Raw genomic sequence first — 13016 nt, forward strand, 5'->3', positions numbered from 1 at the left:
GGCCCCATCAGCCTGCCGCGCCCGCCTCGGCCACGATCGCCTCGAGCATTTTATAGCCCTCGGCGATCGTTGTCGTTTCTTCCCGGCTCTGGCTTAAAAAAGCCTCAAGTTGCGGGTTGATAGCGATCGCGCGGTCCACTTTCGGATCTGACCCTTTCCGGTAAGCCCCCAGCCGGATCAGTTCCTCCATGTCCGAATAGATGGACATGAGCTCTCGCGCCTTTTGCAAGGTGGGCCGGAAATCAACCGGCACACACCCAGGCATGGTGCGCGAAATGGACCGGAGCACATTGACGGCGGGGTAACGTCCCCGTTCGGCAATGCCACGCTCCATCACAATGTGCCCGTCAAGAATCCCGCGCACGGCATCCGCAATGGGCTCATTGTGGTCATCACCTTCCACCAAAACGGTAAAAAGTCCGGTAACAGAACCGGTAGAAGGCGTTCCAGGTCCGGCACGCTCCAAAAGGCGCGGCAACTCGGTAAAGACGGTTGGCGGATAGCCCTTTGCAGTCGGCGGCTCCCCAATGGCGAGGCCGATCTCGCGTTGCGCCATGGCAAAGCGGGTCAGGCTATCCATCATGCAAAGAACGCGTTTGCCCTGGTCGCGGAAATATTCGCTCAAAGCCAGCGACATGTAAGCCGCCTGCCGCCGCATCAGCGCCGCCTCGTCCGAGGTCGCGACCACCACCACGGCATTGGCGAGCCCCGCCTCACCGAGATATTCCTGGATGAACTCGTGCACCTCGCGGCCGCGCTCGCCGATCAGCCCGATCACGGCCACATCCACATTGGTGTTGCGCGCCAGCATGCTCATCAGCACCGACTTGCCCACGCCCGAGCCGGCAAAGATGCCCAGGCGCTGCCCCTCGCACACGGTGGTAAAGGTATTAAGGCACCGCACGCCCAGATCCAGCGGATCGCCCACGCGGACCCGGTCATGCGCCAGCAGAGGGTTCTGCCGCAAGGGGTAAGGCGTCGCGCCGCGCGGCAATGGCCCCTTGCCATCGATCGGTTCGCCATTGGCATTGACCACACGCCCGAGCCAACCCTCCGAAGGAAAGGCCGAGCCGTCATTGCGCTGGAACACCGCCTTGCAGCCCAGCCGCACCCCGCCCAATTGCCCGAATGGCAAGCACAGGGCATGCCCGTCCTTGAAGCCGATGATCTCGGCCGCGACCTGCTCGTCGTTGACCGTATCGATCTGCACGCGGCCGCCCACGCGAAGCTCGCGCACCGGACCCACGATCTCGATCAGCAGCCCTTGCACCGACTTGACGCGGCCATAGACCTCCACATCGTCGATCGCCTCGATTGCCGATATAAGCGCCTTCATCGGTCAGCATCCGTTTACTGCAATGGCTAAACTATGGTTTCCCGACGGCCATTATCGGGAACAATCTCGAATCAGATGGTAACCGATCCTTAAGGTAAAAGCGCTATTCCAGGCACTGGAGCACTCCGTCCGCTGCTTTGCGCCGACCCTGCTCCAAACCCTTGCCAGACATTGCATTGCCTGAGTCCGCAGAGTCGTTTATGCGGCCAACTTAAACCATTTTCTTAAGAAAAATAAATAAGATTAACCGTTATTTTTCAATGTGTTAGACTTAATTCATCCTAACGTCGTTTGCGTATTGCCCAACTGAATTAAACTTTGTTAACTATTTGGACTTAGGGTTCAGTCATATCCAGTAGGGTTGGCGTGGGCAGGCCAGGTCCCACGGTTCCAGCAGGAACGAATGACAAGGGGAATAAAATGCGGGTACTCCTTATTGAGGACGACAGCGCAACAGCGCAAAGCATCGAACTGATGCTCAAGTCCGAGAGCTTCAACGTTTACACCACCGATCTTGGTGAGGAAGGCGTCGATCTCGGCAAACTCTACGACTACGATATTATCCTTCTCGATCTGAACCTGCCCGACATGAGCGGTTACGAGGTGCTTCGCACCCTGCGTGTTGCCAAGGTTCAGACGCCAATCCTGATCCTGTCCGGCCTCGCCGGCATCGAGGACAAGGTGCGCGGTCTCGGCTTCGGCGCCGACGACTACATGACCAAGCCCTTCCACAAGGACGAGCTGGTTGCTCGCATCCACGCCATTGTGCGCCGCTCCAAGGGTCACGCCCAGTCGGTCATCACCACGGGCGAACTCACGGTCAATCTCGACACCAAGACCGTTGAAGTGCAGTCCCAGCGCGTGCACCTCACGGGCAAGGAATACCAGATGCTCGAGCTGCTGTCCCTGCGCAAGGGGACGACGCTCACCAAGGAAATGTTCCTCAACCACCTTTATGGCGGTATGGACGAACCCGAACTCAAGATCATCGACGTGTTTATCTGCAAGCTGCGCAAGAAGCTTTCGGTGGCCACGGGTGGCAAGAACTACATCGAAACCGTCTGGGGCCGCGGCTACGTCCTGCGTGAACCCGACGAAAGCGAAGTCTACGCCGACAACGTCGCCTGATCCCCTTCAGGACCCTTTGTCATCAACCATTTGCCCCCGCGTGACACCGTCACGCGGGGCTTTCGTTTTCCCCATTCTACAGGCTGCGCAAGAGCCCGGAACTGACCCCGGGCACAGGCGTTATCGATGCGAGGTATTTTGGGGGATAATCAGCCATGTCAGACCTGTCGCAGCGCCTGCGCGAGCCGCTCGTGATCATCATTCTCGTGATCGCCGTGGCCGGCTGGCTGGCCTTTTTCGCCATGTGGATCAATTCGGCGAGCCAATCGGGACAGCAACAGGAGACCATCGCAACCCTTACCGCCGAGCGCGATGATGTTACCCAGCGCCTTGCCGCGCAGGAAGAGGCGCAAGGCCAGTTAACTGACCTGCAGGCACAGATCGCCACTGCCCAGCAGGACCTTGCCGCCAATACGGCATCGCTGGAAACCGTGCGCAATGACCTAACAGCACGCCAGGCTGAACTTGAAGCCCTGACCGGCGACCTCGAGGCCCGCCGCACCGAAACAGCCACGCTGCAGCAGGAGGCGGAAGCCGCCACCCAGCAGACAGCCGAGCTCACCGGACGGCAAGAGGAGCTGCAAGCGCAAATCGACACTGCCAACCAGCAGCTGACCGATATTGGCGCTCGCCTTGAAGAAGCCCGCCAGATCGAAGCCGCAGCAGCTTCCAATGCAGCCCAGCTGACCAGCGAGGCAGCAACGGCAACCAGCAATCTGGCCGATCTTCAGAGCCGGCTGCAAAGCACACGCGAACAGCTGACCACCGCCCAGGGGCAGATGACCGATCTTGCCGCCCAGACGCAGGCGGCGGGCGCTGACCTCCAGACTCTCCAGCAACAGGTCGCCGACCTGCAGACCCGCCGGGACCAGCTGACCGCCGAAGTGCAGAACTATCAGGACCAGCGCAACCAGCTGCAGCCCCAGGTTGATGAGCTCAGCCGCACCATTACCCAGCGCGGTGAAGAACTCACGGCCCTTGAACAGCGCATTGCTGGCGCAATCGCCACCGCCGACACCATGGGCCGCTACACGGTTGCGGGCGAAGGCGAGGCTCAAGGGCTGGCCTTGAGCCTGGACCCTGCCGGCAAGTTCACCCTCACAGGTCGCGGCAACCGTTCGGTTTCCGGCGACTACGTCCTGACCGAAACCGAGCTGCAGCTCACTAATGCGCAAGGCGCGGTGGGCAATGCGCAATTCCCCATGACCTGCCCCATCGCCAATAACGACAACGGCTTCACCATAGGCGATGCCCCTGGTTGCGCCCTGTCCGGCCTGCAGTTCGACCGCGCCCCGTAAGTTAGGCGTCCCGGACCACCTCACCCACACGCGATGTTACCCCGGCCTTGAGCCGGGGCCCATCCCGAGATGTCGCCGCCCACCGGGCCCGTCGAACACCACCTGGGAGGCAGAACCATTGCCTTTCCGCCACGGCCCTGCTTTTCTGCTGCCATGGCCGCAGCAAACAATGTCCAACGCACCATCACCGATGTTTGGAAAACCGAGCAGCCTCGGCTGATCGCTAGCCTCACGCGCATGGTGCGCGATATCACACTGGCCGAGGAGCTGGCGCAGGACGCGCTGGTCATCGCGCTCAAGAACTGGCCCCAAGCCGGCGTGCCGCACAATCCTGGCGCCTGGCTCATGCAAACTGCCAAGCGCCGCGCAATCGACCTCTTTCGTCACCGCAAGATGGCGGCCGAGAAGCTCGCGCAGGTCGGCCACATCATCGAAACTGATAGGCTCGACCACGAAGCCGATCTGCACGACGCCCTCGACGATGACGTCGGTGACGATCTCCTGCGCCTGATCTTCACCGCCTGCCACCCGATCCTGCCGGCCGAGTCCCGGGTCGCGCTGACCCTACGCCTGCTTGGCGGGCTTACCACAGAAGAAATTGCCCGCGCTTTCCTTGCTGCCGAACCCACGATCAGCCAGCGGATCGTGCGTGCCAAGAAAACCATTGCCGAAGCCGGCATCCCCTTTGAAGTGCCGCGCGGCCCTGAACGTGCCGAGCGTCTCGCGTCCGTGCTGGGCGTGCTCTACCTCATCTTCAACGAAGGCTATTCCGCGACATCGGGCGATGACTGGATCCGCCCACAGCTCTGCGACGAAGCTATCCGCCTCGGCCGCATCCTGATGCGGCTGTCCCCCGATGACAGCGAGGTTCATGCCCTTGTTGCCCTCATGGAAATCCAGGCCTCCCGCAATGCGGCGCGAACCGATCGGGAGGGCCAACCGATTCTTTTGGGCGATCAGGATCGCTCCAGATGGGACCACGCGCAAATCAGTTCTGGCCTGGCGGCCCTCGACGAGGCCATAAGGCGCGGCGGCGAGGATCAGCCCTACGCCCTTCAGGCAGCCATTGCGGCCTGTCATGCGCGGGCAAGGAGCACGGCCGAGACCGACTGGAACCGGATCGCGGGGCTTTATGCCCGCTTGAACCAGCAGACCCCCTCCCCCGTGGTCGAGCTCAACCGTGCCGTAGCGATATCCATGGCCCAAGGTCCGGCCGCTGGGCTTGCTGTGATCGACGGCATCAAAAACAATTCCGCGCTCAGAAACTATCACCTGCTCTATGGCGTCCGTGGTGATTTGCTGAGCAAGCTGGGCCGCTATGCCGAAGCGTCACAGGAATTCAGACGCGCGTCAGAACTCACCCGCAACCAGCGTGAGCGGGCGTATCTCACCGCGCGAGCGGAGGAAAATAGCAGGGATCAACCAGCGCCCTAGAGCCGCTAGGTAGATTATCCGCTCGAGCCCGCCCCACCACAATTGCCCCAGACCTGATCCGGGGTTACGCTCCGCTTGTGCCGTGTGGAGGAGGACGCGCGGATCAAGTCCGCGGAAACCGGGCAAGCCTCGCCTCTAAGCGGCAGCCTCGAATTTGGCTTCCAGAATAGCCCGGTCAAACGGCTTCATCATATAATCGCTGGCGCCTGCCTTGAGCGCCATGGCGATGGTGCCGATGTCGTTTTCAACCGTGCAATAAACGACCCAGGGCTTTTCCCCGCCGACATAGCCGCGCAGGAGCTTGAGGAATTCCAGCCCGCTCAGGATGGGCATGCTCCAGTCCAGAAGGATGGCGTCGGGCATTTCCTGGCGGCATTTATCGAACGCTTCCTGCCCGTCTTCGGCCTCCTCGACAATATAGTCCATGTCTTCCAGGATGCGCCGTGCGACTTTGCGCACGACGGTGGAGTCATCGACGATCAAGCAGGATTTCATCGTACCCGGTTCCGCAGAGGCTGACGCAGGAACCGATCATACCAGCGACATCCTACGGATTGGTTAGCGTCAAGCAGACACTTCGACAGCACTCTCTTCGGCCACCTTGGGATTGGCCGTGAAAAAGAACTTGCCGTCTTCGATCCCAATGGCGAGTTCCATTGCTGTCATGCGGGCAAGCAGCCCCGTATAGAACGGCTGTATGCCCCGCGCGTCGACGGCGCCTTCTTCGGGCATTCCCGACAAAAGGCCCGCGGCACCCGATGGCACAAGCGTTTTTTGCCGCTTTTCCGGATCGCTCTTGGAGCTGAACTCAAACTTTTCGCTCCCCGCCTCGCCCGAAATCGACGCCGTCACCAGCCCGCCGCGCGGCACGGACATGGCTGCAATCAGCAGCATGTTCATGAAGAGCTTGGCCTTGTGCTTGGGAAGAAGGATAAGCGGCACATTCCATTCAAGATCGGCTTTTTCGATCTCGAACAGGATGCGCGCCACGCGCTCGCATTCACGCGTGTCGATGTCGGTACCGGCTGTCGAGGAGGCGCCATAGGCCAGGCGCGCAAATTCGAGCTTGGCGCGGCTCTGCTTGGCGGCGCTGGCGATCAGGTCGCGCGCGCCCTCGGCCATTTCGCCCTGGTTGGGGTCAGCCAGAACTTCAAGGCCATTACCGATCGCACCAATGGGGTTGATCAGATCGTGGCAAACCCGGCTGCACAGCATCGCCGCAAGATCGGTTGCCTGGAGCTCGATAATATCGGCCATGGGAAAATCTCCGTAGGGCGGTGCACCGCCAGAATCAATTTGGGTCCGACCTTAAAGGCACATGGTTTAAAGTGAGCCTAAAAAACCCGACCCGTCAGTTCACCGATAGCTGCCTGGACAATTCGGGCCACTTCTCCGCTCCCGTGCGCGCCGCAGCATCAGGCGCAAGCAGGAACGCCTCGCGGTTCGCGGCTGAATAAAACAGATAAAGCCGCTCCTTGAACACAGCGTAGATCCGCGCATCGCTGTCGGCCACAAAACCGCGCGAAACGCCCATCCCGTCATGCCCACCATATTGAGGGGCATAAACTTCGGGCGCTCGCTGGAACACATCGCGATTGGCCGCGCTCGCGAAATGCCAGGGCACATTCTGCCAAACCAATTCAAAATCAGCCCGGCCGGGAAGCGGCGCCGGTTCGGTAAAATAGCTCACCGGATCATAGCCCGAAATGGCAATGCCGGTGAGCGGGTCGGTGACGATCAACGTCACCACCGATTGCGCCCGCACCGGCGCGATTGCGGCACAAACCATGCCAAAAACGGGCAAAACAAAGGCGAGCATGGTTAAGATTTGTTTAGAGGTTTGCGTCATCATTGATCCAATGATCGGCAGGACGGGCATCGGGATTTGCCGGGGCAAAGCTAGTCGCCAAGCCTTAACGAGCCCGTAACCACCGCCTTGCTGCCGGAGGAGATCCAGATGATCAAGCGCCTTGCCATTCTCGTCACGCTGCTGGCAGCCATTGTTGCACCCCTGCCCACGGCTTTTGCCCAAGGCTCGCTGAGCGAAACCTATTCGGGCGAAGAGCTGGTCGAAAGTGGCCGCGAATTCTTCGGAAGCGCCTCGCAGGGCCTGGCGTCCCTCGTTGAACGCGCGGTGAGCGAATTCGGGCTGCCCAATGGCTATATCTTGGGCGAAGATGCCGGCGGCGCCCTTTTTGCGGGTGCTCGCTATGGCGAAGGCACGGTTTATACCCGCAATGCCGGCCAATATGCCGTTTACTGGCAGGGCCCGTCCCTGGGCTTCGACGTCGGCGGCGATGGCTCCAAGGTCATGATGCTGGTCTACAATCTCAACCAGATCGGCGACGTCCTGGGCCGCTATGCCGGCGTCAATGGTTCGGCTTATGTGGTGGGTGGCTTTGGCATGACGGTGATCAAGCGCGGCCCGGTCGTGATGGTCCCCATCCGCTCGGGCGTCGGCGCCCGCCTTGGAGTCAATATCGGCTACCTCAACTTCACCAACGAGCCCACCTGGAACCCCTTCTAGGCCTCAAAAGCCATTGATGCATTGTTGACACGCCTGTGAAATAACAGCCGCGCTCACGCATAGGATTTGGCCCGATCTGGCCTGCTCATGCGTTAGGGATAGTGGCTGGCGAAGACGGCGATGGGCCGCCTGAGCTGCCGGAAAATTGCAAAACCCGCGCCTGTCTGCTGCGCGGTGCTGGAGTTCGGCAGATGCTGATCGAAAACATGATGTATTTCGCGATGGGCGTGCTGGTGGCGGGGCTTCTGGCCCTGATCATCCTGCCGGCCGTCTGGAAGCGGGCGGTGCGCCTGACCAAGCGCCGCATCGAAGCCGCGACTCCCATCACCATGGCCGAGTTCCGGGCCGACAAGGATCAGCTCCGCGCCGAGTTCGCCCTCACCACCCGGCGCCTTGAAGTCAACATCGAGACCCTGCGCGCCAAGCTCACCGAAAGCCTCGCCGAGGTCAACCAGAAGCGCGCCGACATTGCCACGCTACAGGCCGAGCGCGACGGGCATTTGCGCCAGATCGCCGAGCTTGAAAAGCAGCATGGCGAACTGCGCGACCGCGTCGCCCAACTGGAGCGAGAAGCTGCCGAACAGCTGGAAGGCGCCAACCAGGCGAGCGCCGAAAATGCGGTGGCCCTGGCCGACATGCCCGAAGCGGCTGATGGGGAAAACGGAGCCAAGAACGTCGACGGCGATGATCTTGTGATTGCCCAGGCGCGCATCGCCAGCGCCGAAAGCCGCCTCAATGCCCTTCTCTCCGAAACCGGAAGCACGGTCGAGATCAGCGCCGGCGGCGCCGAACAGCCCCTCGCTGACAAGCTGACGCAGGAAGCCGAGCTCGAAAGCCTGCGCAATAAGGTCGCCAATGTGGAAAGCTCCATCCTGGCCGATTGGGACACCGACCGGCTAGAAGAAGCCGCTATGCGCGACAGGCTTAAGGACATCGCCGGCAGCGTTAGCCGGCTGGTTTATGCCGCGGAAACCGAAACGCCCGTCCACACCAACGAAGGCGAAAGTCTGTTTGACCGCGTGCAGCGCTTTGCCGATACGGGTGATTTCACCGACGTCCCAGCCAAACCCGCCCGGAGCGAACGCAAGGGCGGCGTTTCGGACCGCATGGCCGCGATCCGGGAAATTCAGGGGCGTTAGCCCCTACTCCCCGATCACCACACTGCGCGTCAGCTCGCCACTGGCCTGGTCAAACAAAGCAAGCGTCGTCACCCCGTTCATGCTATAGGTCACGTTGATCGCCCCCTCGCTGACCACGGCCGAGATCACTTCCGCCCCGGCGGGCACCGAAACGATCTCCGCCACCGCAGGCGGCGGTGCGTCGCGCATCACCCGATAGACAAGGGCGAAGGCAATCGCCATAAAGCCCAGCAACAGGATGCCGATCGATATCCCGAATGAACGGCGCGCCTTGCTGAACACGGCCAGCGCCTCGGGGGATAAAGGCTCGTCCGCTTTGGGGCCGCCGGGCCCGGTCTCGTTAGGATTGCTCATGGCCGAAAATACCGCATTGGAGTTCGAGGGCGACGAAGTTGAACTCGTCGTCGATAGCGAAATGGCCGGCGGTCGGCTCGACGCCACCCTGGCAAAGGCCCACACCGTTTTAAGCCGCAACCGGATCAAGGATCTGATCCTGTCCGGCGCCGTCACCATCGACGGCCAAACCGTCAGCGAGCCCAAATACCGGCTTAACGCCGGCGAGACAATCATTCTTCTTGCCCCGCCGCCTGAAGATGCCGAGCCCCATCCCGAGAATATCCCGCTCGACATCCTTTACGAGGACGACCAGTTGATCGTCGTCAACAAGCCTGTCGGCATGGTTGTTCACCCTGCCCCCGGCTCGCCCAACGGTACGCTGGTCAATGCGCTGCTTTATCATTGCGGCGATAGCCTCGTGGGCATTGGTGGCGTCAAGCGCCCCGGCATCGTCCATCGCCTGGATCGCGACACATCCGGTGTCATGGTGGCGGCCAAGACTGAGACGGCGCATAGGCACCTTTCCGAGCAATTCGCCGACCATGGCCGCACCGGCCCACTCCATCGCGCCTATATCGCTTTTGTTTGGGGCTCCACCGAAACCGGCAAGGGCAGTATCGACGCCCCGCTCGGGCGCGACCAGAACAATCGCCTCAAGCAGGCCGTGCGCAAGGATGGCCGCGAAGCCATCACCCACTATTTTGTCGAGCAGCGTTTCGGTGATGCCGGCTGGGACATTACGCGCGTCCAGTGTCACCTTGAAACCGGCCGCACCCACCAGATCCGCGTCCACATGGCCCATATCGGCCATCCCCTGGTGGCCGATGCCGTTTATGCTTCAGGTTACGCTACCAAGATCAACAAATTGCCTCCTGATGTCGTCGGGCCTATCCAGTCGCTCGGTCGCCAAGCCCTTCATGCGGCCGAGCTGGGCTTCGAACATCCTGTCACGCAAGAAGAAATGTTCTTCGAGGCTCCCCTGCCGCCGGACCTTCAAGCACTCCAGGATGCGCTTGAAGGCTACAACAAGGCTTTTGCCCGCTAGCGATTCACCGCATGGTGAATGAACCCGAGGGTCTACATGGGCGTAGAGTGTATTGAGTGCACGCTAAGGCCCTGAGCAAGCCTTGCGTATTTGTAACCATTTTGGCGATCCGGTGCTCTTACATTCGCCAAATTGCCGATTATATATTCATCGTAGTTTGCCGATGGGTTGGATGGACCGCGGCGAAGCTAGCTACCCTCGAGGGGTACCGGAGCGGCTGTGGGGTACTGCCGTTCCTTGACCGGCCTGCTTGGGGGAACATGAAAGGGGTGCAATAAATGGCCCAGACCAATCTTCCAGTCCTCTCAGCCGAAGGCGGCCTCAGCCGCTATCTTCAGGAAATCCGCAAGTTCCCGATGCTGGAACCGGATGAAGAATTCATGCTGGCCAAGCGCTACAAGGAACACGCCGATCCGGGCGCTGCCCAGAAGCTGATCACCTCGCATTTGCGTCTCGTGGCCAAGATCGCGATGGGGTATCGCGGCTATGGCCTGCCTATTTCTGAAGTCATTTCGGAGGGCAATGTCGGCCTCATGCATGCCGTTAAGCGCTTCGAGCCTGATAAGGGCTTCCGCTTGGCAACCTATGCCATGTGGTGGATCCGCGCTGCAATCCAGGAATATGTCCTGCGCTCCTGGAGCCTGGTCAAGATCGGCACGACTGCCGCCCAGAAGCGTCTGTTCTTCAACCTGCGCAAGGTGAAGGGCCAGATTGCTGCCCTGGACGACGGATCGCTCCATCCAGACCAGATCAAGCAGATCGCGACTACGCTCAACGTCACCGAAGACGACGTTGTTTCTATGAACGCGCGCCTGTCCGGTGACGCCTCGCTCAACTCGCCCATGCGAGCCGACGAAGGCTCTTCCGAATGGCAGGACTGGCTCGTGGATGACACGCCGAGCGCCGAAACCAGGCTGGGCGAGAGCGAGGAATACAGCGAACGCATGGGCCTGCTCAACAACGCCATGGACGTGCTGAACGATCGCGAACGCGCCATCTTCCATGCCCGTCGCCTCCAGGAGAATCCATCAACCCTGGAAGAACTGGCCCAGCAATACGACGTCAGCCGCGAACGCATTCGCCAGATCGAAGTGCGCGCCTTTGAAAAAGTGCAAGACGCCGTCAAGGAAGCCGCCCGCGCCAACTAGGCCGGGATTAAATGATACCGAAGGCGGGCCCAGTGCCCGCCTTTTTTGTTGCGAGAGGCTAGTGCGGACCACTCACGAGAGGGCCGGCATCATCTCGCCCCGCCACCAATCGCCACCCTTGGGCCTGACCCGAGGGCTCTGCCCTTCGCCGCCGCCAAGCTTCCTCAAGGCCTCATAGTGAGCCTGTCGAACTACGAGGCCGAACGAGTAGCAACCTCATGTGCCACGCCTTCCTGGTTCGACAGGCTTACCATAAGGGCCACTGCGTAACCGAAGCCCTCACCCACTCATTGTCACCCTCGGGCTTGACCCGAGGGCTCTGCACTTTACCAGCGTCCCGCAAGGGCAGTCCCCTCGGGTCAAGCCCGAGGATGACGATCGGAGGTATGGCACCATCCCACCCCACCCACAATGTCACCCCGGGCTCGACCCGGGGCCGATCCCGAGATCCCACCCCAGCCGCAAGGTGGTTCAGACGGTCCACCTCCACCCACCCAACCACCTCAGGATGGATCCCGGGTCGAGCCCGGGATGACACCGAGGCTGTGGCTGATCCGGTGAACTGATGTTCCTCCACCTCTCAGGGGGAGGCTAGGTGGGGGTCCCATCCCCACGCACAGCATAAAGATATCCCCCTTCTCCCCCCACCATTCCCGTGCGCTAATCTCTCCCCACTGCCTTCACCAACCAGCGGGTCGCGCGAACCGGCTTGTGAAGGGGCAGATGGGGCGGGGATGTCGCGATCCCCGTAGGACGGCGGAAGTGATTGTGGGGGCTATTGAAGCCCTTCGTCCAGAGTCGCGCCGGGATCAGCCTAAAATCCCATCTGATGTGGCGAGGCTTTGTCTCACTACACTAAACTACCTCCGAGGCAGGGCCTCGCCACATCAACGCTGTTGATCACCGCACGGCTTCATGCCCAGGCGGCGCTTTGGCTCGCCTCAATCAAATCCCAGAGCCGCTCGCGGCGCAGGATCAGCAGCCATGGCGTTCGGTCCGACGGCAAGATTTCGACCCGTCCGCCTACCCCTTCATTAGACGTGCCGATCAACCCACCCGGCTCCAGTGTCAATCCGTCCATGGGGTAAAACAAGCCATGTGAACGCTCGAACCGGATCGGCTGGAGGGGGTGGATCGAAACCCGCTCGCGCTGGTCAGCTCCGAAGACTATCGGGCCGACCACAGCCAGCGCCACATCCACCTCATCCACCAGCAACAGCCGCCGCTTAGGCGCGTACTGCAGCACTGCGCTCAGCGCCGCCAGCGTGTGGTCCAGCCGCTTGCCGGTCATGCCCAAAGCCAGCGTCACCGGCGCCTTTGTGGAATAAAGCGCCTTCTGGAAATCGGTCGTGATCTGCTCTGGAAGGTGGATCACCTGCGTCCGCCGCTCCCAGGCCATGCGGTCGACCAGCGAATCGAGATCCCCGATGATCGCCTTGGGCACAAGACCTGCGGCCCCGATCGTGTCTCCGCCGCCATCGGCGCCCACCAACGCCACGCCGCGCTGGTCGAGTTCCACCAGCAACGCCTGGTCCACAGCGCCACCGCCCACTATGGCGAGCGGTGTGTCAAAAGCGAGGATCGGCCCATCCGCTGCCGCTACGGAAGTCTCTTGCACTGCAATA

General features: G+C 61.2%; 13 protein-coding genes. 7 read left to right on the forward strand and 6 right to left on the reverse strand.

The features are described from left to right. Nucleotides 1-7: 7 nt before the first annotated feature. Nucleotides 8-1336 (reverse strand): flagellar protein export ATPase FliI, encoded by a 1329-nt coding sequence (gene fliI, locus DDE77_RS12820; RefSeq protein WP_108397875.1) that lies wholly within the window; start codon nt 1334-1336, stop codon nt 8-10. A 420-nt stretch (nt 1337-1756) separates the two neighbouring features. Between fliI and ctrA the strand changes: the two genes are divergently transcribed. The 3 genes from ctrA (at nt 1757) to DDE77_RS12835 (ending at nt 5196) form a co-directional block, all read left to right on the forward strand. Beyond that, nucleotides 1757-2464, forward strand: coding sequence for a response regulator transcription factor CtrA (ctrA, locus tag DDE77_RS12825; protein ID WP_108397876.1), 708 nt, complete (start codon nt 1757-1759; stop codon nt 2462-2464). Nucleotides 2465-2619: 155 nt separating this feature from the next. Further along, complete coding sequence (locus DDE77_RS12830) at nt 2620-3762, forward strand: coiled-coil domain-containing protein (protein ID WP_108397877.1); 1143 nt, start codon at nt 2620-2622, stop codon at nt 3760-3762. Nucleotides 3763-3915: 153 nt separating this feature from the next. After that, nucleotides 3916-5196 (forward strand): RNA polymerase sigma factor, encoded by a 1281-nt coding sequence (locus DDE77_RS12835; protein ID WP_108397878.1) that lies wholly within the window; start codon nt 3916-3918, stop codon nt 5194-5196. A gap of 135 nt (nt 5197-5331) precedes the next feature. Here DDE77_RS12835 and DDE77_RS12840 read toward each other — a convergent pair whose 3' ends face one another. From DDE77_RS12840 to DDE77_RS12850, 3 genes are all read right to left on the reverse strand, one after another. Continuing rightward, a complete protein-coding gene (locus tag DDE77_RS12840; protein WP_108397879.1) occupies nt 5332-5691 on the reverse strand; it encodes a response regulator in 360 nt (119 codons plus the stop codon). A 69-nt stretch (nt 5692-5760) separates the two neighbouring features. Next, nucleotides 5761-6453: a histidine phosphotransferase ChpT gene (gene chpT / locus DDE77_RS12845; protein WP_108397880.1), complete on the reverse strand. Its 693-nt coding sequence runs from the start codon at nt 6451-6453 to the stop codon at nt 5761-5763. A 94-nt stretch (nt 6454-6547) separates the two neighbouring features. After that, a complete protein-coding gene (locus DDE77_RS12850; RefSeq protein WP_157959815.1) occupies nt 6548-7045 on the reverse strand; it encodes a YHS domain-containing (seleno)protein in 498 nt (165 codons plus the stop codon). Nucleotides 7046-7153: 108 nt separating this feature from the next. On the opposite strand from DDE77_RS12850, the gene DDE77_RS12855 reads away from it, so the two are divergent. Both DDE77_RS12855 and DDE77_RS12860 read left to right on the forward strand, forming a co-directional pair. Next, a complete protein-coding gene (locus DDE77_RS12855; RefSeq protein ID WP_108398096.1) occupies nt 7154-7723 on the forward strand; it encodes a DUF1134 domain-containing protein in 570 nt (189 codons plus the stop codon). A gap of 191 nt (nt 7724-7914) precedes the next feature. Beyond that, nucleotides 7915-8862 (forward strand): hypothetical protein, encoded by a 948-nt coding sequence (locus DDE77_RS12860; protein ID WP_157959816.1) that lies wholly within the window; start codon nt 7915-7917, stop codon nt 8860-8862. Nucleotides 8863-8865: 3 nt separating this feature from the next. Here the strand turns inward: DDE77_RS12860 and DDE77_RS12865 are convergent, their stop codons facing one another. Beyond that, on the reverse strand, nt 8866-9216 hold the full coding sequence (locus tag DDE77_RS12865) for a hypothetical protein (RefSeq protein ID WP_108397883.1): 351 nt from the start codon (nt 9214-9216) through the stop codon (nt 8866-8868). Between DDE77_RS12865 and DDE77_RS12870 the strand changes: the two genes are divergently transcribed. Together DDE77_RS12870 and rpoH are read left to right on the forward strand one after the other, a co-directional pair. Further along, nucleotides 9215-10243 carry an RluA family pseudouridine synthase gene (locus tag DDE77_RS12870; RefSeq protein WP_108397884.1) on the forward strand — a complete coding sequence of 343 codons (1029 nt, stop codon included), beginning with the start codon at nt 9215-9217 and terminating at the stop codon, nt 10241-10243. The genes DDE77_RS12865 and DDE77_RS12870 overlap by 2 nt on opposite strands. 278 nt (nt 10244-10521) lie before the next feature. Beyond that, nucleotides 10522-11391 (forward strand): RNA polymerase sigma factor RpoH, encoded by an 870-nt coding sequence (gene rpoH / locus DDE77_RS12875; RefSeq protein WP_108397885.1) that lies wholly within the window; start codon nt 10522-10524, stop codon nt 11389-11391. Nucleotides 11392-12304: 913 nt separating this feature from the next. Here the strand turns inward: rpoH and DDE77_RS12880 are convergent. Continuing rightward, nucleotides 12305-13009: a thiamine diphosphokinase gene (locus tag DDE77_RS12880; protein WP_157959817.1), complete on the reverse strand. Its 705-nt coding sequence runs from the start codon at nt 13007-13009 to the stop codon at nt 12305-12307. Between the last annotated feature and the right edge of the window lie 7 nt (nt 13010-13016).

The organism is Devosia submarina (assembly GCF_003056345.1).
GTDB classification, from domain to species: domain Bacteria; phylum Pseudomonadota; class Alphaproteobacteria; order Rhizobiales; family Devosiaceae; genus Devosia; species Devosia submarina.